Here is a 23,688-nt window from a genome sequence, read left to right as displayed (position 1 = left end):
GAAACGTGGCAATGCAGGAAGTCGCCGGGAGCGCCGGCGCGTCAGCTGCGCAGGCAGCAGTGCTCGACCACGCAGTCGGCTACCGGGCAGTGCTTCGTCTGCCAGAGGACGTCTCTGCACTGGACTTGTCCGATGAGGAGCTGCGGCAGTGGCTGCGCTCCAAGCTTCGCTCAAAGCGCCGCGGAACTCTCGAATCTGCGGAATGGGACGGCGAAGGCGACGTCCGGCTCGGGAAGAGTGCGGTTGTATCGGTCACCATCGACGACGATGCTCACGGGGCCCGGAGGCGCCTTACGCGTTTCGTCGAGACCAACGATCGTGGTACCTGGCTCATCTCGGTGTTCGCGCTGTCGTCTCGGTCGAACGGCGAGGCGGTGGTGATCGAGGCGGGCATGCTCGACGTTGAGCCGGAGCGAGCGATGCGAGATGTCGCACCTCCTCGCATCGTCAAGAACCTCCTCGCTCGGACCGTCGTCCGCGACGGGGCGGCTCACCTCACATCGGCGCCGGTCCGTGTCGATGTTGATGACGTCGCAGCGCTCGTGGCCGTCATCAACGACGTAGAACGCCGAGTACCGGTGGTCGTGGCGACCTCCCTGAGCCGCGACACGGACGAGGTCTGGCAACGCACGATCGCCGACTTGACCACGATGAGCGTCGGCGTGGCTGCCACGTATGTCGTGACAGATGCCGCTGCCGTTGCTCTCGCTGCAATGCTCCCGCCGTCCCATGCTGTCTCACCGGGACGGGTCCGCACCTTTGTGACGGACGTCGACTTCGCACTTCCCGCCGACGGTGCTCGACACCGTGTCCTCGGCCCGGCGACCTTTGCTCGCTCGATCCGTGCCGGCCGAGTTGCATTGCCCCTCCAGTCTTTGCACGCGGAAGGCATCCGGAAGCACTTCCTCGGCCACGAACTCCCGAAGGACGTTCGCCGTGGAATGCGGCTGCTCATCGACGCCGAAAGTCGGAGGATTCGGGACGCTCGGATCAGTACGATCGTCGCGGAGCGCGTCGAGACAACGCTCGCGACGGACGAGGCTCACGAAACGCCCTCGGTCACGAACACGGGGACAACCGCGGCGACGGTCGGTTCTTCGATTGATTCACCAGAACCGGGTGCCCTCCCCGTCGGCCTGAAAGACCGAATCGCCCGATTCGTGCGACGGTGGCTCGGTGCCTCGAACTTGGAGCACCACCACTTCGATGCTCTGGATTCACTCCTCGCGAAGGCCGCGGGCGAGAAGTCAGCCTACGAAGAGCTGTTCGCTGAAGCCGGTGCCCGAGAGGGTCGGCTCGCCGATCAACTTCTCGCGCTCAACGAGCGCATCGATGAGCTTGAGTTGGTCGCGGCCAGCGAAGCGCAGGAAGCTCTTGACCTGAGACGGGAGCGGGATTGGCTCCGCACTTCGATGACCAGCGAGCAGCGTGCCGCACTGGCGATCGTGCCCGATGACAGCGCCTGGGCTGACCCTGAGAGCGTGAGAGAGCTGGTTGCGCGACTGACGCCCGGTGACGAAGAACACGCGGCGATTGCAAGAGTTCAGTTCACCGGCAACGAGGCTGGTCCCTTGGCTGTCGACGAGCGAGATCCCATCGGGCGCTACGCTTCCGCGCTGTGGTTGTACGTTCGCGTTCTTCACGACTACGCCGAGGCGAAGGCGGGCGGCTGGAGCGGAAACCTACACATGTATCTCACCAATGACGATGGACCAATCGGAACCCGATGCCCACGTGATCGGCACGCCTCCACAGAGAGCGATTCAGTTCTGCAGAACAAGGGTTGGCGTCAAGAACGCGTTTTCGCTATCCCCGACTCCACGGGCGCCCTGGTCCCCACGGAGATGTTCGCGCACTTCAAACCAACCCATCGCGACACGTTCGCTCCGCGCATGCACTACTTCGATGACACGGACCGGACCGGCAAAGTGTTCATCGGCTACATCGGGCCGCACCTCACGAACACGAAAACCAACTAGCCCGCGTCCGCGTACGGCGCGCCCGCCGCAATCTCTCCCCGACGACCGAGAGCCACGGCACCACCCGGCACCGCGCCTCCCGTCCATCACCGCGTCATCAACTCACCACATCAGCACGAACCGCCCCCGCGTCCCCCCAGCCTCCAACCGCTCATGCGCCTCCCCAGCCCGCGCAGCCGGCAGCACCTCAGCAACGCGCGGCGTCAGCGTCCCACTCTCCACCGCATGCCGCAGCTGCTCGAGCTTGTCGAACGACCGGTACTCCGAGAACACCATGATCTGCACGAACTCGATCCCCCGAGCCCCGTTCCCCTGCCACCCCCGCACGTCGAAGAAGACTCCCCCGTCGCGAACGGCGTCCACCACCTCGTCGCGCTGCACGGCAGCGTCGGCGAGCGCATCGACCCCCTCCGGCACGAGTTCACGGACAGCGGAGGCGAAGGAAGCACCACGCGGCACCACGTGGTCCGGCCCGAGCGACCGCACGAGGGCTTCGTCCGCCGAAGCAGCATCCGCGATCACGGTCAGCCCGGCGGCCTTCGCCAACTGCACCACGTAGTTCCCGAGCAGCCCAGCGGCCCCGGTCACTGCGAGTGTCTGCCCCGGCGCGAGCGAGGCGTGCGACAGGATCTGCAACGCCGTCAGCCCGTTCATCGGCACCGTGGAGGCGAGCGGAAGAGACGTCCCACGAGGAATCCGCGTGAACGACCCCACCGGCGCGACGAGCTCCTGCACGTAGGCGCCACCGTGGGCGCTGAGCGGCAGCGCCATCGCCATGACCTCGTCGCCGGCCTGCCATCCAGTGACGTCGAGCCCGACCTCGTCGATGACGCCGGCGGCGTCCATCCCCGGCACGTACGGCGGCGAGGCCTGCGAGCTGTCCCGCTGCCCGGCACGCACCCCCGTGTCGGTCGGGTTCACGGCGAACGCCTGCACCCGGATCCGCACGGACCCCGCACCGGCGTGCGGCTCCGGCACCTCGTGGACGGCGAGGGCCTCGGGCCCTCCGAACTGTTCGACTCCGACGACCTGCATCCCCCCGGTCTACGCGCACGTTGCTTGACGCAACCTGACGCGACCACCCCACGGCCTGGAGGCCCGGCACCACCCCGCCCCGCCCCTCCCGCCCGTCAGGGGGTGCGGTCCACGGCACGTGGTGCGCCATGCTGGCACCGTGCGTCTCGACGAACTCCTCACCCGGTCTGACGGTCCCGCGATCGCCGAGGAGCTCGCCGCCCTCCGTCGACCCGCCCGGTACGTCCTCGAGGGCGTCCACCAGGAGTCCCGGCAGAAGTACTGGCAGTTCCGCCTCGACATCGACGAGGCCGCGCAGACCTGGACCCTCGTGCGCCAGCGGGCCAAGCCGGTCTCCTACCGCGACGGCGTGCTGCACGACCCCGACGACGGTCCGGAGGAGATCTCGTTCGCCCGGAGCATGGTCTCCGATCCCGTCGTCCGGATGGCCGTGCCCGACCTGATGCTCCGATGGGGTCGCGGCCCCGAGAGCTTCCACCCGATCCTGGTCCAGCACATCGGCGAACACTCGATCCTGGTGACCTTCGAACACCGCGAGAACCCGGCGACCCGCGCGACACTGGTGATCGACGAACGCGACGGCATCGCCCGCCGCTTGTCGGAGTACGGCGAGGACACGATCATCACGAGCGTGCGGACCGCCGAGCCGGACGAGTTCCTGCCCCGCGCCCGCTTCGTGCAGCCGACGGACTGGATCCGGCCGCAGTACTGAGACCGTGACGGTTCCGGTTCGCAATCCCCGACGATCGCGAACCAGAACCGTCAGACCTCATTCGTCATCAGGCGAGCCCTCGACACAGGGCGACGTGATCTGCACGGCGACCGACGTTGCGCTCACCTGGTAGGCGGCCCCGGCCCCGCCCTCGGCGACGGCGGTCGCTGAGTAGAGGACACCGCGGGCTTCACCGAAGTCCTCCTGCGACGAGGAGACCGTCAGCCCCTCCGATCTCCACAACCGGCGCAGGGTCTGGGCCACCGAACTCGCATCGGTCTTGACCTCGACCGGAACGAAGTATTTGAAGCGAACGCCCGCCGAGCAAGGCTCGGCCGACGGTGCCGGCGTCTCCGGCCACGGCAGGTCGACCGCCGCCTGGGTCTTCCGCAGGAGCTCCAGGGCTTCGGCCTGCGCTTGCTCCGGTGTCCGTGTCGTGGGTCCGCCACCGGCACATGCGGTCACACCGAACGTGACGATCACCCCGACCGCAATGGCTGACCAGGTCGTCGTGTGCTTCGCCCTCACGGCTGGACCTCCTACCCTGCGTCGGCGTAGGGGATGCAGTCACTCGCGACGAGAAGCGTTCCCTCGCGCCGATCGAACGTGATCGTCGATTCCGCCGACATGTCCTGCAGCTGCGGATTCCCGTTGACAGTGGTGCCGAAATCCCGACGGTTCCCTCCGGTGCTCCACGAGGCCGCCAGGGTCTTCTCCGCTGCGACACGGTCGAGCGCTGAGGGAAGGTCGACCCGTTGACGGAACGACCTGCACCGGTTCCCGAGGGCGGTCGTGCTCGTCGAGAACCACGTCCGCTGCTCGACATCGCTCTCACGCAGATCCAGGACATCGAGCGCGTCGGCGACGTGGGACTGCATGGAAGCGCCGGCCGCCTCGGCCGAGGACGGCCCGTCGTACCCCACGTCTTCGAGCTCCTCCCGCTGCTGTTGCTCGCGGTACGCATCCGCTTGTCGGGCCGACCGCGGCAGCAGGTCGAAGGCGGGGACGACGACCAACAGCGCGACGGCGACCAGTCCGATGCCGCTCACGACGGTCGTCGCCGACGCCAGCCCGACCCAGGCCTTGTCGCGGAGCGCTCGGATGCCTGCGATGAGTGCCGGCACCGTGGCGACCAGACCGATCCCGATCGCGACGAACAGCGGCCCCGCTACTTCGTCTCCGTGGTGCACCCCGGCCCACGCAGCATCGATCTGCACGAGGAACCCGACGAAGAGTGCGATCAGGACCCCTACCGGAGCAACGACGAGGCCGAAGACGAGCCGGTTTCGCCGGAGGGCCGCCCGCTCGGCAGGGGGCGCGTCAGCATCGGCGCCGGCACCGGCGGCTGATCGGAGAGGACTGGGCATGCGTCGGCGCCGGTTCCCGGTTACCGGTAGTCGTCCGGATCGCCGAGCACGCAGACGGAGTCGACGTTGACATGGGCGCGCACCTTGGTCGCCGCGATCGAGGCGCGCGGCTTGTCCTTCGCACGCGCGACGATCGCGTACACCTTCCCGGTGGCGGCGTCCATCTCCGACGTCGTCGTGGAGAGCTCGTATCCGCGCTGCTTCCAGTGGTCGCCTGCTTCCTCGACCAAGGACTCGGGATCGCCCGGCTCTGCGACCTCGACGAAGTAGCTGAACTGGACGGCCGTCTGACCGTCGACCTTGCAGTCATTCGCGACGGGCTTCGGAACCTCCTGCGGCCACGTGTCCGGCGCCAGTTCGAGCACCGAGCGCAGCTCCGTGACGGCTTCAGATCGTGCTTCATCGATCGTCATGGTCTTCCCTGCTCCTGTCGTGCCGCAGCCGGCTGCACCGAGCGCGATGGCGCACGCAACGGCAGCGGCGGTCATGGGTCTCGTTGCTCGCCTCGTCATCATCCTCACCGTAGTGTCGCCTTCGCCGTCTCGAGCAGGGTGTTCGTGTCGAGATCGAGGTAGCCGTGATCAGCATCGGGGTCCCCATCGGGGTTGACGATGAGATCGTGGACGTCCACCGCTGGCGATCGGTCGGCCCCGGAGGCGTCGATCACCGTCGACCCGAAATCAGAGTCGGTGGGATCGAGTCGTTGCGGGTAGCTCAACGACCGCCCGATGTGCGCGACGTTCCAACGTTCTTCCGCCTGAGCGGAGTACACGTGGTCCGCGTTCGTCGCGGCTGCGTCCGGGATGCTGTTCGGGATCCCTGCCGATCCGTGGGTGACGAATGAGTGCACTCCGAGCTCCGGGTGGTCGTGCAAGGTGATCGCTGCGGTCGTCGATCCGTAGGAGTGCGCGACCACGTTGAGCGTCGTGTCCGGGCGGATCGCACGGAATCCACCGAGGTCGTCCGCGAGTCGCTCGGCGCCGGCCCGGGCGTGCGACTCCCCGAACACACCAGGGTCACCCGTCGTGAGCACGTTCCCGGGCGCCTCGTACCCGATCCACGAGACCATCGCCGTGTTCTGTCCTGCTTCGGACAGCCGCTGGGTGGCGGCCACGTTCGCACTCGCGCGCATGAGCACGGTCGTGTCCTGCAGGGTGGTCCCCATCCCCGGCACGAGGTAGCTCACGTTGTCGGCGGTGTCGAGGTCGCCGATGGAGATGGCACCGAGCGGTGGCTGCGCATCGCTGAAGGAGACCATCTGGCGAGGCATCCCGTCGACACCGTTCAGGCCGGTCCGGACTCCTGCGACGAAGTTCTTGAGCTGGTCGTACCGACGCTCCGCGGCGTTCAGCTTCTGCTGCGCCGCAAGCTGCGCGGTCCGACCGATCGCCGTCTTGAGGTCCTTCTTCGCGGCCTTCACCGCTTCCTTCGCCTGCACGTACGCCCGCTGCGCACTCAGCCGGTTCGCCTGGTCACGCGCCCAGTACGGCACCCCGTTCAGGTTGCCGATCACCGCGGGCAACGCCGTGATCAGCGCGTCCTGCGCCGCCGAGTGCTCCCCCGCGGTCCCGCGTCCACCGAGCCCGTCCCACCACGCCTGCACGACCTCGGGCGGCATCCCGGCGATCCGGTCGGCGACGGCCTGGTCCTGCGCCGCGAGCACTTCCGGCGGCATCCCGGCCACCGCCCGCAGGAAGTCGGCGTCGCTCATCGCGGCGAGCGTCCCCGCGTACCCGACGGCGACCCCGAGCACCTCACTTTCGGTGAGGCCCGCGGCTGCTGCCCGGTCCGCAGCAGCCCGCCGCTCCACGAGGGCGTCCCACTCCGCGTCGAGTCGCTTCGCAGCGGCGGCGAGGTCGCCGGCGTCGGTCTGCAGACGATCGACTCGTCGGTCGTCGGCTTCGGTGGCGTCGCTGCCCGCGGCGGTCGACTGAGCGCTGCCCAACGAGACGGCGTTGGCGATCGAGTCGACGGCGTTGGTCAGCTGAGCGGCTTGGATCCGTTCGGCCTCGTCCTGGATCTGTCGGACGGCCTCGGCGTAGGTGTCGAGCACGTCGATCGCTGCGTCGAGTCGACTGATGATGCGCTGCGCGGCGGGCGCGATCGTCCCGACGGTGGTGGTGAAGCGGTCCTTCGATGCGCCTTCCCACCCGTCGGCGTCGTGCAGCGCGCTGGCGACGTGATGCGCGCCCGTGCGGATGTCGTCCTGGTGATCGGCAAGCGCGCTCGAGAGCCTGGTGATCGCGCCCGGGTCGCCGGCGAGTGGATCGGCCGCCATCACTTGCCCCCGGCTTTGCCGGCCAGGTCGTCGTCGGCGTCGGCGAAGAGCGACTTCGTGTCCTTCGCGTACTCGCCGAGCGTCCGGCTCGTGTCGGCCAGCCACTCGTCCGAACGCTGTTGCGCCGTCCGGAAGGTCGCGAACGCCTGCGCGACGTCCTCTGCTCCGGACGCGCCGCCCTCGGCCGGGAGCGAGGCGCCCGTGAACGTGCCCGTCGCCTTGTCGAGCGCACCGTGGACGGCTTCGAGCGTGCTCCACGACACTGTCAGATCGGCCATCGTCTCCCCCGTCTCGCCGCAGCGGCCCCGCGCCACTTCCCCGCAGGCAACATATCAAAGAGTTGCCGGACACAACCAGTAATGGAGTGGTCTGTGAACGACCAACCTGCACCGCGCCTCCGATCCGGCACCATCCCCCGATCGGACGATGCCGAGACCACCGCCCCGGCCGATCCCCCCTGGCAGCCGGGCGGCGAAGCTGGACCCATGCCCGAGTCCCCCGCCATCGAGGTCCAGCACCTCGGCAAGCAGTACGCCACCGGCAAACGTGCCGTGGACGACGTCTCCTTCACGATCGAACGCGGCGAGACCTTCGCGCTCCTCGGCCCCAACGGGGCCGGCAAGTCCACGACGGTCGAGATCCTCGAGGGGTACCGCTCCCGCACCGCCGGCGAGGTCCGAGTCCTCGGCCACGACCCCGCACGGACGAGCCGCAGCCACAACGCACGGATCGGCATCGTCCTGCAGACCAGCGCGGAGTCCCCGAACGTCACCGTCGCCGAGCAGCTGAACCACTTCGCGACGCTCTACCCGAAGCACCGCAGTACCGAGGAGCTCCTCACCGCGACGGGGCTCGAGACGCAGCGCAACACCCGCATCAGCCGCCTGTCCGGGGGCCAGCGCCGCCGCGTCGACGTCGCCCTCGGCATCATCGGCCGCCCCGAGGTCCTGTTCCTCGACGAACCGACCACGGGCTTCGACCCCGAGGCCCGCCGACAGTTCTGGGACCTCCTGCGCCAGGTGCAGCACGAGGGCACGACGATCCTGCTCACCACGCACTACCTCGACGAAGCCGCCCAGCTCGCCGACCGGGGCGCGGTCATCGCCGACGGGAAGCTCCTCGACCTCGCACCCATCGACGAGATCGGCGGCGCCGAGGCACGCACGCCCCGGGTCCGCTGGCGTGACGACGACGGCGGACACCACGACGAGCGCACGACCGACCCGACGGCGCTCATCCGCAGCAGCACCACGCCCATGCACGACCTCGAAGTCATCCGTCCGTCCCTCGAGGACGTCTACCTCGACATGGTGGGACAGCAGTGAAGACAGCGACCAGCCGCATCTCGTACGAGATCCGCACCTACTTCCGCGCTCCCGACGCGGTCTTCTTCACCTTCCTGTTCCCGATCATCATGCTGGCGCTGTTCTCGGTGGCGTTCTCCGGCGCCGCCGACATCCAGGCCGGCCCCGACGTCAGCGTCGACTACGCCACCTACTACCTGCCCGGCCTGGTGGCGACGGGCATCCTTCTGTCCGGCACGCAGTCACTCGGCGTCGACATCGCCACCGAGCGCAGCGACGGCACGTTGAAGCGACTCGGCGGCACACCGCTCCCGGTCCTGTCGTACTTCGTCGGCAAGATCGGCATGGTCCTCGTCACCACGCTCGTGCAGACGGCCCTGCTGCTGGCGATCGCGAGCCTGGTGTTCGGCGTCGACCTGCCGACCGACGCGGGCAAGTGGGGTGTCTTCGCCGGCGTGATGGTCCTCGGCATCGCCACCAGCTGTGTCCTGGGCATCGCGGTCTCGGCGCTCCCCCGCGAGAGCCGGCGCGCCACCGCCACCATCGTCCCGATCGTGCTGGTGCTGCAGTTCATCTCCGGCGTCTACCTGCCCTTCACGCAGCTCCCCGCCTGGTTGCAGGACGTCGCGTCCGTCTTCCCCCTGCGCTGGATGGCCTCCGGCATGCGGTCCGTCTTCCTGCCCGGTGCGTTCGAGTCGGGTGAGCCGGGAGGCGCGTGGCACCTCGGCCTCGGAGCCCTCGTGTTGGCAGCATGGCTGGTCCTGGGCACGGTGGCCTGCCTGCTGACGTTCCGGTGGAACCGCAAGGACGCCTGATGGCGCCCCGCTGGTGGGATGCTGGGCACATGAACGGCGAGACGTGGATGCGCAACCGGTGGTTGCACGTCTTCTTCGCGGGCACGATGCTCCTCACCGCCGTGATCACCGTGTTCGGGTGGTCGCCGTGGGGTACTCGCTGGCCGGCGTACACCGCGGTCGTGGTGCTCGTCGTCGCCTACGCCGTGTTCGGCCACCGCGGCTACGACAGCCCCCGTGCCGCCGCGGCCTTCCTTCCGCTGGTCCTCGTCGCGGCCCTGGTGTTGCCCGCCGTCGTGCCGAGCACCGCGTTCGTGCAGTGCATCGCGTTCCCCCTCGTGTGGGTGCAGTCCGAGCGCGTCCGCACCGCCGGCCTGCTCTCGGTCGCGGTCGGCATCGCGAGCGGCATCGGCCTGCAGGTCTCCGGCGGCCCGGACGCCCTCGTCAGCACCCTGCTCATCGAGGGCATCAGTGTGATCGGTGCCTGCGCGATGGGCGTGTGGATCTCGAGCGTCGCCGGCCTGTCCGAGGAGCGCCGCCAGCTCCTCGACGAACTCCGCGCCACCCAGCAGTCCCTCGCCGACGCCCACCGCAGTGCCGGTGTGGCGAGCGAACGGGAGCGCCTGGCCCGTGAGATCCACGACACCGTCGCGCAGAACCTCGCCGGCATCGTCATGCTCACCGAACGTGCCCGCAAGGACCTGGCGAACGACCGCGGTGCCGCCCTCGACGAACGACTGGCGGTCCTCGAAGAGTCTGCACGAGCGGCGCTCGAGGACTCCCGCGCCCTCATCGCCGCCGGGCTCGCCGGTGCCACGAGCGGCAGTCTGGCCGGAGCCCTGCACCGCCTGGCCGAGCGCTACACCCGCGAGAACGGCACGCCCGTCGCCGTCGACGCGACCGACGGCCCGCTCGACCGCGACGCCCAGGTCGTGCTGCTCCGGGTCGTCCAGGAGTCCCTCGCGAACATCCGTGCGCACGCCGACGCCGGCTCCGTCCGCATCGTCCTGCAGCACGCGCGCGAACACGTCGGCGTCCGTGTGACCGACGACGGCGTCGGCTTCGACACCGGCGTCCCGACGGCCGGGCACGGTCTCCGGGGCCTCCACGAACGGTTGGCGCTCTCCGGCGGTGCCTGCACGATCACGAGCAGCCCGGGCCGGGGCACCGTCGTCGACGCGAGCCTGCCCACCGGACCCGAGCCGAGCCTCCCGGCCGTCGATCGTGACCCCGTGGCAGAGGTGACCCGGTGATCCGCGTCGTGGTCGCCGACGACCACCCGATCGTCCGCTCGGGCATCGTGGCCCTGCTACAGGACGCCGACGACATCGAGGTCGTCGGCCAGGCCAGTGACGGCCGCGCCGCGGTGACGGTGGCGCTGGCCGAACGCCCCGACGTCGTGCTCATGGACCTCCGGATGCCCGTGCTCGACGGCGATACGGCGACGGCGGAGATCCTCGCCGCCGACCCCGGCGTCCGCGTCCTGATCCTGACCACGTACGAGTCCGACGACCAGATCCTCGCCGCCATCGAGGCCGGCGCCACCGGCTACCTGCTCAAGGCCGCGCCGGAGTCCGAGATCCTCGCGGGCGTCCGGGCGACCGCACGGGGCGAGACGGCGCTGGCCCCCTCGGCTGCCGCAGCACTCGTCCGCCGAGCAACGGGTTCGCTCCCCGCCGCGGCCGGCCCGTCACTGACCCCGCGCGAGCTCGACGTCCTGCGCCTCGTCGCCCAGGGCAACAGCAACCCGGCGATCGGCCGCGCGCTGTTCCTCAGCGAGGCCACGGTGAAGACGCACCTCGGCCACGTCTTCGAGAAGCTCAGCGTGAACGACCGCACCCGCGCCGTGACCCGCGCGATGGAACTCCAGCTCCTGCCGTGAGTCCCCGGTCCGCCGGTCACCGGAAGCGGGTGTACCGTCAGGTCGTCAGCATGCTGACCATCTGAGAGGAACCACCGGAATGAGCGCTCCCGCCGCAGCACCCGCCACCACGCCGGACCGTCGTCGTTGGCTCGGCCTGGTGGTGATCAGCCTCGCCGTGGCGCTCATCATCGTCGACTCCACGATCGTCAACGTCGCGATCCCGAGCATCGTCGCCGACCTCGACATCGGCTCGACCCTGGTGCAGTGGGTGCAGGAGAGCTACACGCTCGTGTTCGCCGCCCTGCTGCTCGTCTTCGGGTCCGTGGCCGACCGGTTCGGCCGCCGACGCCTGCTCACCACCGGCGTCATCGTGTTCGCGGTGGCGTCGGTGCTCGCCGCGCTCTCGCCGACCGGTGAGCTCCTCGTCGTGTCCCGCGTGCTGCAGGGCATCGGCGGCGCGATGGTCCTGCCCACCACGCTCTCGATCCTCAACGCGACGTTCACCGGCCGGGAGCGTGGCATCGCCTTCGCCGTGTGGGGCTCGACGATCGGCGGCATGGTCGCGGTCGGCCCGCTGCTCGGCGGCTGGCTGACGACGGACTTCTCGTGGCGGTGGGCCTTCGGCATCAACGTCCCGATCGTCGCGGTCATCCTCGTCGGGCTCGCCGTCGCCGTGCAGGAGTCGCGGGATGCTCGGCACACCGGCCGCATCGACCTCGTCGGAGCGCTGCTGTCCGTGATCGCGAGTGCCGCCCTGGTGTTCGGGCTCATCGAGGGCCGGACCTACGGCTGGTGGACCCCGTCGTCGACGCCGCTCACCATCGGCTCGTGGTCGTGGGACGGCCCGGTCTCCCCGATCCCGGTCGCGTTCGTGATCGCGGTCGCTGCCGGAGCCGCCTTCGTGGTCCGTTCCCTGCGCCGGCAGCGGGCCGGACGCTCGACCCTGATCGCACTCGACCTGTTCCGCATCGGCTCGTTCCGGAACGGTTCCGTCGCAGCACTCATCGTGTCGCTCGGCGAGTTCGGCATCATCCTGTCGCTGCCGCTCTGGCTGCAGAACGTGCTCGGGTACTCCGCCCTGCAGACCGGCTTCGTGCTGCTCGCACTGGCGATCGGGTCGTTCGTCGCGAGCGGGTCCGCCGCCACGGTCGGGCAACGCGTCGGAGCACTGCCGATCGTCCGGATGGGCATCGGCGCCGAGATCGTCGGGGTCGCCGCGATCGGGTTCGTCGTGACGTCGTCGACGCCGTGGTGGGCGATCGTGCCGTGCCTGTTCGTCTACGGTTTCGGCGTCGGGCTCGCGACGGCCCAACTCACCGGTGTGGTGCTGCAGGACGTCCCCGTCGAACGCAGCGGTGAGGCGTCCGGCGCCCAGAGCACCGCGCGCCAGATCGGCTCGGCGCTCGGCATCGCCGTCCTCGGCACCGTCCTGTTCACCTCGACCGGCAGCATCCTGGAGCACCGCCTGCAGGACGCGGGCACCCCGGCCGCCACCGCGACGAAGATCGCCGACGCCGTGGTGCAGTCCTCCGGCGGAGCCATCTCCGGCCTCGACGGGGCCACGCGCGCCGACGCCGCCGACGCGTTCTCCGACGGCACCCGCGCCGCCGCCTTCTCCGCCGCCGGCTTCCTGGTCATCGGCCTCGGCGCCACCCTGCGCCTCCGGGCTCCACGACGCCCCGACGACGAGGACCAGGCGTGACCGGGGACCCCGTTCTGCAGCGCTCCTGACGGTTCTGGTTCACGATCCCCGAGGATCCTGAACCAGAACCGTCACCGCGCGGACACGAACCCGCGTCCCCCGCGCCGTGGACGCGACCACCGACGAAACGGGAGGCACGGTGCCTGCCCGCACCGTGCCTCCCGTCCGCTCCAGCGCGCGCCCTGCCATCGCGACGCGCGCCCGCTCAGGCCCCCGCGTCCGCCTCCTGCGACCGGACGCGGAGCACCCGCGCTGTGGGGGTCGATCCGCCGTTCGCGACCTCGAGCGAGCCCGAAGCGGCGTCCCACGCCACGGACCACGACCCGAGTGCCGTCGGGAACAGTGGCTCGACGACCACCGCCTGCCCGGCGAACACCGGCAGCGGCAACGACACCGACGCCGACGCACCGGGCAGCGACCACACCGACAGGTACAGGTCGCCCGAGGAGGCGCGCAGGCCGAGTGCGGTCCACGGGTCCTCCCAGGCGGGCAGCCCGAGGGGCCAGATCGGGACGGACGCCTCGACGACCTCCAGGACCTGCCGGTGTGCCGCGATCGCGTCACCGACCACCGCACGCTGCGACGACGACATCTCGTTGAGGTACCCGGACAGGTACATCCGCCCGAGCACCCCGTTCACGAGCGACAGTGTGAACAACTCCGGGTCCATCGTCGGCGCCGGGTACGCCCAGTTCCCCGCCTGTTCGGGCAGCATCGCAGCGGGAGCGGCGGCGGCGATCGTGGCGGACAGCACCGGGTCCTGCTGGTCCGATGTCGACTGCATGTGCAGGCGGGACAGCATGGCCCAGTCGGCGCGCATCGCTCCCGAGGCGCAGTTCTCGATGAGCAGTGCCGGGTACCGCTCCTGCACCGTGTCGAGCCAGTGGAGCAGCGCCCGCTGGTGGTCGAGCATCCCGACGAACGGCCCGGTCATCGTGTTGTTGTCCATCTTGAAGAACGTCACCCCGAGCTCCCCGACGAGCCGGTCGACCACCGAGTCGAGGTGTGCGCGGGCCTCCGCCGAGCGCAGGTCGAGCAGGTGCCGCCCGTGCTCCGCGACCCGGACCCCGTGGTGCTCGACGAACGCGGACGACGGCAGGGTCCCGGCCAGCGGCGAGTGGATGCCGATGACCTCGGGCTCGAGCCAGAGGCCGGCCAGCATGCCGCGCGCACGGATGTGGTCGATGACGGCCCCGAGCCCCGTCGGGAACCGCGACGCCGCTTCCTCCCACGCTCCGACGGTGTCCCACCAGTGTCCCTCGGCGTACCAGCCGGCATCGATGCAGAACAGGTCCGCGCCGGCGTCGGCGGCCGCGTCGATGAGCGGCAGGAGCTTCTCGGTGGTCGGGTCGCCCATGAGCGTGTTCATGTAGTCGTTGAACACCAGGGGCAGGGCACGGTCGGCCTCCCGCACGTGCCGGAACGCCCGACGCTGCCGGGTGAGCACCCCGAAGGCGTCGTCGATCGACCCGGCGATCCCGACGGACACCGGCACCGAGGTGAACGGCTGCTCCGGCGTGACGACGGTGGTCCACTGGTGTTCCTGGTCGGTGGGGCCGCTCAGCAGCACGTACGCGTGCCGCCGGGTCTCGCCGAGCTCGTACAGCCACGGCCCGTTGTGCTCGACCTGCCAGACGAGCGCGTACGGAAGCGACACAGCGTCCTCCGCCCGCAGCACCCCGATCGGCAGCGCCTCGCCGGTCGACCACGAGCCGCGGTTCTGCACGACGGCGCGGCTGCGGGGCGGGTGGTGCTGGGCCTCCCGGTCGATGCGCGCGAGCCCGATCGATCGCAGCGGATCGGTCCGCCACCGGCTCTCCGCTGCCCAGTCGTTGTCGGCGTGCACGAGGGCGAGCTCGTCGACGGTGGCGCCCGAGTCGGTCAGGAACGCCCCGGTCGCGAACGACGACAAGGAGTCCACGACGTGCTCACCGTGCTCGGCCGACACCTCGGTCCACGTCTGGAACGCGGGCACGCCAGCGCGCGCCCGGAACACCGACTCGGTCTGGAGGCCCGTGGCCGCGTCCGCCTGCACGATCCGGAACCACAGGTCGGTCCCGTCGTCGTGCACGTGGTGCGACACGGGCCGCAGTCGTGCCCCGATCGTGGAGTCCACGTGCCGGAACCCGCCCGGGAACCGCCCGTGCCCGATCGTCGTCAGCTCGACGAGCGGCTGCGGGTCGTCCGGCCCGTCAGCGAGCGTGCCACCGGCGAGCGCTCCGCCGGCCGACGCTCCGCCGGCCGGCACGAACGACACGAGCGCCGCGGGCTGGTCCGCACCGACCCGGAACCGTGCCGCGAACCCGTCGGCGACCCAGTCGACGAACGTCGGCCCGTCGCTCATCGCGCCCCGACCGGTGCGGGCTGGCTCGACACCCAGTCCCCGATCGTGTGGTCGTAGCAGGTGGTGTTGTCGATCTTCGTCCGGTCGAGCGGCGGCCCCGCGGTGATCCGGCGCTCGGTGCGCTCCGGGTCGGGGGCGGCCTCGGCGAGCAGCCGGGTGTAGTCGTGGTGCGGGTCGAGGATGACGGCGTCCGACGGTCCCCGCTCGACGACCCGGCCGCGGTAGAGCACGAGGATCTCGTCGGAGAAGTGCCGCGCGGTCGCCAGGTCGTGCGTGATGTAGAGCACGGCGAGCTCGTCCTCGCGCTGCAGCCGGCCGAGCAGGTTGAGCACGCTCAGGCGGATCGAGACGTCGAGCATCGACACGGGTTCGTCGGCGATGAGCACCTGGGCGCCCGGGGCGAGTGCGCGGGCGATGGCGACGCGCTGCCGCTGCCCGCCGGAGAGCTCGTGCGGCCGCCGTGACGCGAAGTCCTCGTCGAGGTTCACCCTGCCGAGCAGTTCCCGCACCTTGTCGGCGGTCTCGTCGGCGCCGCGGGCCCGGTGGTGCAGCTGCAGCGGTCGGGCGATGTGGTGCTCGATCGAGTGGAACGGGTTGAGCGAGGCGAACGGGTCCTGGAACACCATCTGCACGTGCCGCCGGTACATGCTGCCCTCGACGGGGGTGCCGTCCTCGAGCCGCACGTCGATCGAACCGCGCGTCCGGGTCTCGAGCTTGGCGAGCATCCGCGCGATGGTGGACTTGCCCGAGCCGGACTCCCCCACGAGCGCGACGGTCCGGCCGGGCAGCAGGTCGAACGACACGTCGTCGACGGCCCGCAGAGTGGTGCGCTTCAGGCCCTTGCGGGTGTGGAAGTCCTTGCCGAGGTGGCTGACGGTCACACTGGTCATCGGTCCGTCTCCTGTGCTGCCTGGACCACGACGGCCCGGGTGTCGGTCTCGGGTTCGGCGCCGTCCTCGACCCCGGTGCGGATGAACGCGCCGCGGGCCCCGGACAGGCTCGGGAACGACTGCAGCAGCTTCCGCGTGTACGGGTGCTGCGGGTCGTGCTGGATCACGCTGGCACGGTCGCACTCGACGACCTCGCCGCGGAGCATGATCGCGATCCGGTCGCTGATCTCGAGCAGCAGCGGCAGGTCGTGCGTGATGAACACGACGGCGAACCCGAGCTCGTCGCGCAGTCGGACGATCTCGCGCAGGATCTCCCGCTGCACCACGACGTCGAGCGCGGTTGTCGGCTCGTCCATGATCATGATCTGCGGTTCGAGCAGCATCGCCATCGCGATCATCACGCGCTGCCGCATGCCGCCGGACAGCTCGTGCGGGTACGCCGTGATGCGGGACGGGTCGACGCCGACGCGGCGCAGGGCGTCCTCGGCGATGGCCCGTCGTTCCTTGCGGGGCAGGCCCTTGCGGTGTTCGACCAGGGCGTCGTCGAGCTGGGCACGGATCGTGGTGACCGGGTTGAGCGCGTTCATCGCCCCCTGGAACACCATCGACAGCTTCGACCACCGCACGGCGCGGAGCTGCTCGTGCGGCAGGCCGAGCAGGTCGACGTCGGTGCCGTCGCGGTCGTGGAACGTGATGCTGCCCGACGTGACCTTCGCCGGCGGCCGGTGCAGCCGGGTGATGGCGTACGCCAGGGTCGTCTTGCCGCAGCCCGACTCCCCCGCGAGTCCGAGGATCTCGCCGGGCGCCAGGGTGAGCGAGACGTCCTTCACGGCGTGCACGGGGTGCTCGGTCTCGTAGACGACGTCGAGGTGGTCGATGGTCAGCACGGCCGGCCGGCGGCCGTCGCCCGTGACGTCGGAGGTGACCGGTCGTGCGGTGTCGGTGGCGCTCATCGGGCGACCCCCTTCGTGTCGTGACCGGCGGTGGCGACGCGGGTCGGGCCTCCCGAGCGGGCCGCACGCTTCGCACGACGGTCGCGCCGTCGCTGCGCACGCACGTTCGCGAGTCGCGGGTTGATGACCTCGTCGATCGAGAAGTTCACCAGGGACAGGCCCATGCCGAGCAGGGCGATGAGCAGGCCCGGCGGCACGAACCACCACCAGGCGCCGTTCGCCAGCGCGAAGCCGTTCTGGGCGTAGAAGAGCATGGTGCCGAGCGTCGACGAGTTCGACGCCCCGAGCCCGAGGAACGACAGCCCCGCCTCCCCGAGGATCGCGGCGATCACCGCGAACACGAACTGCGACGCGAGCACCGGCAGCAGGTTCGGCAGGATCTCGACGGCGATGACCCGCCAGGGCCGTTCGCCGGCGACCCGGGCAGCGGACACGTAGTCGCGGTTGCGGATCGACATCGTCTGCGCCCGCAGCACCCGGGCGGACCCGGCCCACGACGTGATCGCCAGGACGACCGCGATGGTCCAGAGCCCGCGGGCCTCACGCGGCACCAGGCCGGAGATGACGATGACGAGCGGCAGGCCGGGGATGACGAGGAACACGTTCGAGAACAGCGAGAACGCCTCGTCCATGATCCCGCCCAGGTAGGCGCCGAGGATGCCGAAGAACGCGGACAGCACCGTGGCGAGGACGCCGACGATGAGCCCGATCTGCAGGCTGCCCCGGGTGGCGAAGGCGAGCTGGGCCAGGACGTCCTGACCGGTCTGGGTGGTGCCGAGGACGTTCGAGCCGCTCGGTCCCTGCAGCCCGGTGTCGCGGATGGTGGTCGGGTCGCCGACGAGCAGCGGTCCGATCACCCCGAACAGCGTGACGCCGGCGACGAGCGCGATGCCCGTGACGAGCCAGGGGGTGAGGGTGGGGAGGAACCTGCGGATGCCGCCCTTCGACGCGCGCCGGGTGGCGATCGACGTGGTGCTGTCGGCCTCCTCGGTCAGCGCGCCGATGGTGGGCTCGGTCTCCTGCTGGATGTTGGTCATGGTCGTCTCCTCCCCTAGCTCCGGGCCCGCGTGCGCGGGTCGATCAGTCCGTACAGCAGGTCGACGACGAGGTTCGCGCCGAGGACCGCCAGGGTGATGAACAGGAAGATGCCCTGCATGAGCGCGTAGTCGTTGTTCGTCACCGCGGACAGCAGCTTCGACCCGATGCCCGGGTACGAGAACACCTGCTCGGTGACGACGGAGCCGGACACGATGAACCCGAGGGAGATCGCGAACCCGGCGACGGACGGCAGCACGGCGTTCCGTGCGGCGTAGTTCCGCAGGATCTTGCCGTCGGACAGGCCCTTCGCCTGCGCGGTGGTGATGTAGTCCTCGGACAGCGTCGACACCATCATGTTGCGCATGCCGAGCAGCCAGCCGCCGAGCGACGCGAGCACGATCGTCACCGCCGGCAGCACTCCGTACTGCACCGCCGAGACGATGAAGTCCCAGTTGAACCCGGGCGTCAGGATGACGTCGTAGCCGCCCTGTGCCGGGAACAGGTGGAGCCCGGTCGCGAAGAAGTACACCAGGATCAGCGCGAGCCAGAAGTACGGCACCGCGGCGAGCAGGGTGGTGGCCGGCACGAACGAGTCGAGCCAGGTGCCGGGCCGCCACCCGACGAAGGCCCCGAGGCCGACGCCGATGATCGCGGCCACGATGGTGGCGATCCCGACCAGGGCGATGGTCCACGGCAGCGAACTGCCGATCACCTCGGTGACGGGTGCCGGGAAGTAACTGACGGAAACGCCGAGGTCACCGCGGAACACGTTGACCAGGTAGTGGCCGTACTGGGAGATGAGCGGCTCCGAGGAATCGCCACCGAGGAGCAGCTCGTACGCCTCCCGGGTCGCCGGGGTCACCTGCCCGCCGCGCTGCTGGAGCTTGGCGAGCAGGATGTCCACCGGGTTGCCGGGCAGGAGCCTGGGGATGATGAAGTTCAGCGTCAGGGCCGCCCACAGTGCGACGACGTAGAAGCCGATCTTGCGCAGGAAGTAGGTCATCGTCGAGTGCCCCTCGGTCGCGATCCCATCGGTGTCAGCCCTTCGCCGGCTTGAGCGCCTTGAAGATCTCGGCGTTGTCCGGGCTCGCCCAGACCGCCGGGAACGCGTACAGGTCGTCCTCCGTCGGCCAGCCGGTGAACTTCGCCGCGTGGAACTCGCTCGTCGTGCCGCCGGTCATCACGGGGATGTAGGGCAGGTCCTCGACGATGTGCTCCTGGATCGTGTCGAGCTCGGGCTGGGTCGCCGCGGTGTCCTCGGGGTTGATCGTGGCGAGCTTCGCGATGGCCTTGTCGACGTCGGGGTTGCTGTACCGCGAGATGTTCATCGGGGCTGCTTCGCCGACCTTCGCGGTGTTCGCCGTCGTGAAGTAGTTGTTGTACAGGTAGTACGGGTTCGCCGTCGGGCCCTGGCCGAGCGAGTCGATCGCGAGCTCGAAGTTGCCCTTGGTCTTCTTGTCGGTCCACTCGTTCCACGACGACTGCTGCGCCTTGAGCTCGATGCCCGCAGCCTTGAGCTGCTGCGTCATCGTGTCGATCGCGGTGATGTAATCGGTCCACCCGGTGACGACCTCGACCGTGAGCGACAGCTTCTTGCCGTCCTTGGCGTAGATGCCGTCGGAGCCCTTCTTCCACCCGGCGTCCTCGAGGGTCGAGGCGGCCGCGTCGGTGTCGGCGGTCTCCGGCATCACGGCCGGCTCGATGTCCTTCGAGATGGTGTCCTTCTGCGTCGTGGTGAGCGCGAAGGTCGGGGAGATCTCGCTCGCGGTGTTCTCGAACGCCAGCGAGTTGAGCTGCTTGCGGTTGATGGCGTCGGCGATCGCGTGGCGGACGGCCGGGTCGGTCTGCGGGCCGGCGCAGCCCAGGTCGGTGTTCGCGCAGGTCAGCAGGGCCATCTGGTTCTGGCCGACGGTGATGCCGTCGTAGCCGTTGTAGTTGGCGGGGATGTCGTCCATGTTCGGCACCGGGCCGGTCTGCCAGTCGATCGACCCCTGCTTCAGTGCGTCGGCGCCGGCGGTGTTGCCGGAGAGCGACAGGTAGCGGATGGTCTTCACGGCCGGGGCGCCGTCCCAGTACTTCTTGTTCGCCTCGAGGGTGAACGCCTGCGCCTTGAAGGTGCCGAGCGTGTACGGGCCGGTGCCGACGGGCTCGCGCACGACGTCGGTGGTCGGGTCGATGTCCTTCCACAGGTGCTCGGGCACGATCCAGGTCTTGCCGAGCAGGTTCGGGCCGAGCACGAACGACGGCTTGTCGAACGAGACGACCACCTTGTCGTCGCCGTCGGCCTTCGCGGTGCCGTCGTAGCCGATCGAGTTCAGGGCCTTCTGCTTCTTGAGCATGTCGAGCGTGAACACGACGTCCTTCGAGGTGAAGGGCTCGCCGTCGCTCCAGGTGGCTCCGTCGCGCAGCGTGATGGTGAGCTGCGTGCCGTCGTCGTTCCACTCGTACGACTTGCCGAGCAGCGGCTTCGGGTCCTTCGTGTTGACGTTGGTGATGAAGAAGAGCGACTCGTAGATCGTGCCGACGCCGCCGATGTTGGACGGCGACCACGGGTTGAAGTTGATCTGGTAGTCGCCGGACTGGCCGGTGTACGCCACCAGGGTCGAGGCAGCGGCGTCGTTCGTGCTGGCGGTGCCGCTGGAGCTGCAGCCGCTGAGCGCGAGGCCGGCTGCGAGGAGAACGGCGCCGCCGATGGCGAGCCGTGAACGGGTTGGGTTGAACATCGTTGTCCTCTCGGTCTGCGTCGTCGCAGGGTCCACGTTGTGAGCGTGATTGTTACACGCGTAAACTAAGGCGGTCAAGGGGTCGGGTCACGGCCCCGTAACGATGAGGAGACGCAATGGAGCGGACCACCCTGGACGGCACGTGGACCCTCGAGGCGGTGACCGGGCCCGAGCAGTCGGCGGAGCACCGCGAACCGGTCGAGGCACAGGTCCCCGGCTGCGTGCACACCGACCTGCTGCGGGCCGGCCGGATCCCCGACCCGTTCGACGGCGACGGTGAGGCCGCCACCCAGTGGATCGGTGACACCGTCTGGCGCTACCGCCGCACGTTCGAGTGGACCGCGCCGGACGAGACCCGCCACGACCTCGTCGCCGAGGGTCTCGACACCCTCGCCACGATCGAGCTCAACGGCATCGTCGTCGCGACCACCGCCAACCAGCACCGCTCGTACCGGTTCCCCGTCGGGCACCTGCTCCGACCGGGCACGAACGAGCTCGTCGTCACGTTCGACGCGCCGGTCCCCGCAGCCGAGCGCCTGTCCGCCCTGCACGGCGGCGAGCTGCCGCACGTCAACCACCACCCCTACAACGCGCTCCGCAAGAACGCGTCGAACTTCGGGTGGGACTGGGGCGTCGACGTCGCGACGAGCGGCATCTGGAAGTCGATCGGCATCGAGTCCTGGAGCGGCGTCCGCATCGCGGCCGTCCGCCCGCTCGTCGACCTCGACGGCACCACCGGGGTGCTGACGGCCCACGTCGACGTCGAGCACGCCGGCTCCACCGGCTCCTTCTCGCAGGCCATCGGCAGCGCGCCCGTCGCGTCCGCGGACGGTTCCGCGGGCACCGGCCTGGAGGCCCGGATCACCCTGGCCCCGCACCCCGCGTCCGCAGGACATACCGGTTCCGACACCGACGGCCCGGTCGTCGGCGCACGTCCCGTCGTCGACGGCGCCGCGACCGTCCGCCTCGAGGTCCCCGACGTCGCCGTCTGGTGGCCCCGCGGCGAGGGCGACCAGCCGCTGTACGACGTCCGGGTCGAGGTCGGCGACGACGTGTGGACCGGCCGCGTCGGCTTCCGCACGGTCACGCTCGACACCACCGCCGACGCCGGCGGTGCGCCGTTCCTGCTCCGCGTCAACGGCCGTCCGGTCATGGTGCGCGGGGCGAACTGGATCCCCGACCACGCCTACCTGACCGAGATGACGCCCGAGCGGTACGCGGACCGGATCCAGGACGCGATCGACGCGAACATGAACCTGCTCCGCATCTGGGGCGGCGGCATCTACGAGTCCGACGACCTGTACGACCGGTGCGACGAGCTCGGCGTCCTGGTGTGGCAGGACTTCCTGTTCGCCTGTGCCGCCTACGCCGAGGAGCCCTGGCTCGCCGACGAGGTCGACCCCGAGGTCCGCGAGGCCGTCACCCGCCTCAGCCCGCACCCCTCGCTCGTCGTGTGGAACGGCAACAACGAGAACCTCGTCGCCTACGCCGAGTGGGGCTGGCGCCCGTCGCTCGTCGGGCGGACCTGGGGCAACGGCTACTACCGTTCCCTGCTGCCGTCGGTCGTCGCCGAGCTGGACCCGACCCGGCCGTACACGCCGGGCAGCCCGTTCTCGTTCGACGAGTACCTGACGCCGAACGACCAGCGGAACGGCAGCGTGCACATCTGGGACGTCTGGAACCGGCTCGACTACGGCGCCTACGCCGACTGGGAGCCGCGGTTCGTCGCCGAGTTCGGGTTCCAGGGCCCGCCGGCGTGGTCGACCCTGACCGCGGTGGTGCACGACGAGCCCCTCGACCCGGACGGCCACGAGATGCTCGTGCACCAGAAGGCCGACCAGGGCAACCGGAAGCTCGCCGACGGCATGCGGGGGCACCTGCCCGAGCCGACCTCCATCGAGGACTGGCACTTCGCCGCGCAGCTCAACCAGGCGCACGCCATCCGCTTCGGCGTGGAGTGGTTCCGCTCCCGCACACCCGACAACACCGGCATGGTCGTCTGGCAGCTCAACGACGACTGGCCCGTGGTGTCCTGGGCCCTCGTCGACCACGCCGGCATCCGGAAGCCCGTCTGGTACGCCGTCCGGCAGGCCTACCAGCCCGTGCTGCTCACCGTCCAGCCCTCGTCCGGTGCCCAGGGTGACGACGGCGACGGAGGTCTCGACGTCGTCCTCGTCAACGCGTCCGGGGCGCCGGTCGCGGACGAGGTCACGGTCTCCCGCGTCACCTTCGACGGCGCCGTGCTCGAGTCGTCGTCGTTCATGCTCGCGGCCGCCCCCGCCGATGCCGACCGGGTGCAGCTGCCGTCGTCGCTCGCGGCACCGGGCGACCCCGGTTCCGAGGTCCTCGTCGTCACGGGAGCCGGCACCCGCACCGTGCACGACTTCGCCGAGGTCGTCGACCAGGCACTCGAGCCCTCGCCCCTGTCCACGGTGGTGTCGGCGACGGACGACGGCGCAACGGTCACCGTGACGGCGACGGCGTACGCGCGCGACGTTTCGCTGTTCCCCGACCGCGTCGATGCGGCCGCCCGCGTCGACGACGGGTTGGTGTCCCTGCTCCCCGGCGAGTCGGTGACCTTCACGGTGACGGGTGCGCCGGGCATCGCTGCACAGGAGCTCGTCCACCCGCTCGTCCTCCGCCACGCAGGTTCGCTCCTGCCCTGACCCGGGTGCCCTAGGGGGACGGCGACGTTCCCTCGCGCC

The 23,688-nt window shown here is 70.0% G+C and carries 21 protein-coding genes; 9 read left to right on the top strand and 12 right to left on the bottom strand.

Annotated elements, in window-relative coordinates:
• The first annotated feature begins 5 nt into the window (after window positions 1–5).
• Window positions 6–1,979, top strand: coding sequence for a hypothetical protein (locus tag DEJ08_RS06760; protein ID WP_146248528.1), 1,974 nt, complete (start codon window positions 6–8; stop codon window positions 1,977–1,979).
• A 102-nt stretch (window positions 1,980–2,081) separates the two neighbouring features.
• Here the strand turns inward: DEJ08_RS06760 and DEJ08_RS06755 are convergent, their stop codons facing one another.
• The gene (locus tag DEJ08_RS06755; RefSeq protein ID WP_284180515.1) at window positions 2,082–3,014 is read right to left on the bottom strand and encodes an NADP-dependent oxidoreductase; all 933 of its coding nucleotides are present in this window, start codon (window positions 3,012–3,014) and stop codon (window positions 2,082–2,084) included.
• Between the two features lie 139 nt (window positions 3,015–3,153).
• Between DEJ08_RS06755 and DEJ08_RS06750 the strand changes: the two genes are divergently transcribed.
• A complete protein-coding gene (locus DEJ08_RS06750) occupies window positions 3,154–3,726 on the top strand; it encodes a hypothetical protein (protein WP_111055594.1) in 573 nt (190 codons plus the stop codon).
• Window positions 3,727–3,783: 57 nt separating this feature from the next.
• Here the strand turns inward: DEJ08_RS06750 and DEJ08_RS06745 are convergent, their stop codons facing one another.
• Both DEJ08_RS06745 and DEJ08_RS06740 read right to left on the bottom strand, forming a co-directional pair.
• Complete coding sequence (locus tag DEJ08_RS06745; protein WP_111055595.1) at window positions 3,784–4,254, bottom strand: hypothetical protein; 471 nt, start codon at window positions 4,252–4,254, stop codon at window positions 3,784–3,786.
• Window positions 4,255–4,265: 11 nt separating this feature from the next.
• A complete protein-coding gene (locus DEJ08_RS06740; RefSeq protein WP_146248573.1) occupies window positions 4,266–4,850 on the bottom strand; it encodes a hypothetical protein in 585 nt (194 codons plus the stop codon).
• A 57-nt stretch (window positions 4,851–4,907) separates the two neighbouring features.
• Here DEJ08_RS06740 and DEJ08_RS06735 point away from each other — a divergent pair, with 57 nt between their 5' ends.
• A complete protein-coding gene (locus tag DEJ08_RS06735) occupies window positions 4,908–5,075 on the top strand; it encodes a hypothetical protein (protein WP_284180514.1) in 168 nt (55 codons plus the stop codon).
• A 38-nt stretch (window positions 5,076–5,113) separates the two neighbouring features.
• On the opposite strand, the gene DEJ08_RS06730 is transcribed toward DEJ08_RS06735, so the two are convergent.
• The 3 genes from DEJ08_RS06730 to DEJ08_RS06720 are packed head-to-tail and all read right to left on the bottom strand — an operon-like array spanning window position 5,114 to window position 7,649.
• Entirely contained in the window at window positions 5,114–5,581 is a 468-nt protein-coding gene (locus tag DEJ08_RS06730; RefSeq protein WP_111055597.1) for a hypothetical protein, read from the bottom strand.
• 29 nt (window positions 5,582–5,610) lie between these two features.
• The gene (locus DEJ08_RS06725; protein WP_111055598.1) at window positions 5,611–7,371 is read right to left on the bottom strand and encodes an alpha/beta hydrolase; all 1,761 of its coding nucleotides are present in this window, start codon (window positions 7,369–7,371) and stop codon (window positions 5,611–5,613) included.
• Complete coding sequence (locus tag DEJ08_RS06720; protein ID WP_146248574.1) at window positions 7,371–7,649, bottom strand: hypothetical protein; 279 nt, start codon at window positions 7,647–7,649, stop codon at window positions 7,371–7,373. Before DEJ08_RS06720 ends, DEJ08_RS06725 begins: the two co-directional genes overlap by 1 nt.
• 207 nt (window positions 7,650–7,856) lie before the next feature.
• Between DEJ08_RS06720 and DEJ08_RS06715 the strand changes: the two genes are divergently transcribed.
• The 5 genes from DEJ08_RS06715 to DEJ08_RS06695 all read left to right on the top strand — a co-directional run bounded on the left by DEJ08_RS06715 (window position 7,857) and on the right by DEJ08_RS06695 (window position 13,035).
• The gene (locus DEJ08_RS06715; RefSeq protein ID WP_258367308.1) at window positions 7,857–8,696 is read left to right on the top strand and encodes an ABC transporter ATP-binding protein; all 840 of its coding nucleotides are present in this window, start codon (window positions 7,857–7,859) and stop codon (window positions 8,694–8,696) included.
• Window positions 8,693–9,490 (top strand): ABC transporter permease, encoded by a 798-nt coding sequence (locus tag DEJ08_RS06710; protein ID WP_111055611.1) that lies wholly within the window; start codon window positions 8,693–8,695, stop codon window positions 9,488–9,490. Before DEJ08_RS06715 ends, DEJ08_RS06710 begins: the two co-directional genes overlap by 4 nt.
• Window positions 9,491–9,519: 29 nt before the next feature.
• On the top strand, window positions 9,520–10,722 hold the full coding sequence (locus DEJ08_RS06705) for a sensor histidine kinase (protein ID WP_146248575.1): 1,203 nt from the start codon (window positions 9,520–9,522) through the stop codon (window positions 10,720–10,722).
• Window positions 10,719–11,351, top strand: a complete 633-nt coding sequence (locus DEJ08_RS06700) for a response regulator transcription factor (RefSeq protein ID WP_111055602.1) — start codon at window positions 10,719–10,721, stop codon at window positions 11,349–11,351. The genes DEJ08_RS06705 and DEJ08_RS06700 overlap by 4 nt, the downstream gene beginning before the upstream one ends.
• 79 nt (window positions 11,352–11,430) lie before the next feature.
• On the top strand, window positions 11,431–13,035 hold the full coding sequence (locus DEJ08_RS06695; RefSeq protein ID WP_111055603.1) for an MFS transporter: 1,605 nt from the start codon (window positions 11,431–11,433) through the stop codon (window positions 13,033–13,035).
• A 205-nt stretch (window positions 13,036–13,240) separates the two neighbouring features.
• On the opposite strand, the gene DEJ08_RS06690 is transcribed toward DEJ08_RS06695, so the two are convergent.
• From DEJ08_RS06690 to DEJ08_RS06665, 6 genes are read right to left on the bottom strand one after another with little or no spacing between them, the layout of a single operon-like run.
• The gene (locus tag DEJ08_RS06690; protein ID WP_111055604.1) at window positions 13,241–15,379 is read right to left on the bottom strand and encodes a glycoside hydrolase family 36 protein; all 2,139 of its coding nucleotides are present in this window, start codon (window positions 15,377–15,379) and stop codon (window positions 13,241–13,243) included.
• Entirely contained in the window at window positions 15,376–16,269 is an 894-nt protein-coding gene (locus DEJ08_RS06685) for an ABC transporter ATP-binding protein (protein ID WP_111055605.1), read from the bottom strand. The genes DEJ08_RS06690 and DEJ08_RS06685 overlap by 4 nt, the downstream gene beginning before the upstream one ends.
• Window positions 16,266–17,222 carry an ABC transporter ATP-binding protein gene (locus DEJ08_RS06680; RefSeq protein ID WP_111055606.1) on the bottom strand — a complete coding sequence of 319 codons (957 nt, stop codon included), beginning with the start codon at window positions 17,220–17,222 and terminating at the stop codon, window positions 16,266–16,268. The genes DEJ08_RS06685 and DEJ08_RS06680 overlap by 4 nt, the downstream gene beginning before the upstream one ends.
• Complete coding sequence (locus DEJ08_RS06675) at window positions 17,219–18,259, bottom strand: ABC transporter permease (RefSeq protein WP_084741308.1); 1,041 nt, start codon at window positions 18,257–18,259, stop codon at window positions 17,219–17,221. The genes DEJ08_RS06680 and DEJ08_RS06675 overlap by 4 nt, the downstream gene beginning before the upstream one ends.
• A gap of 14 nt (window positions 18,260–18,273) precedes the next feature.
• Window positions 18,274–19,263: an ABC transporter permease gene (locus DEJ08_RS06670; protein WP_071247140.1), complete on the bottom strand. Its 990-nt coding sequence runs from the start codon at window positions 19,261–19,263 to the stop codon at window positions 18,274–18,276.
• A 34-nt stretch (window positions 19,264–19,297) separates the two neighbouring features.
• Window positions 19,298–20,983, bottom strand: coding sequence for an ABC transporter substrate-binding protein (locus tag DEJ08_RS06665; RefSeq protein WP_111055607.1), 1,686 nt, complete (start codon window positions 20,981–20,983; stop codon window positions 19,298–19,300).
• A gap of 116 nt (window positions 20,984–21,099) precedes the next feature.
• Between DEJ08_RS06665 and DEJ08_RS06660 the strand changes: the two genes are divergently transcribed.
• Window positions 21,100–23,649, top strand: a complete 2,550-nt coding sequence (locus tag DEJ08_RS06660; protein ID WP_111055608.1) for a glycoside hydrolase family 2 protein — start codon at window positions 21,100–21,102, stop codon at window positions 23,647–23,649.
• Window positions 23,650–23,688 lie beyond the last annotated feature (39 nt).

It is taken from the genome of Curtobacterium sp. MCLR17_054, from assembly GCF_003234335.2.
GTDB lineage: Bacteria > Actinomycetota > Actinomycetes > Actinomycetales > Microbacteriaceae > Curtobacterium > Curtobacterium flaccumfaciens.
Note: the sequence above shows the minus strand (reverse complement) of the source record. Positions and strands in the feature narration are given on the sequence as shown.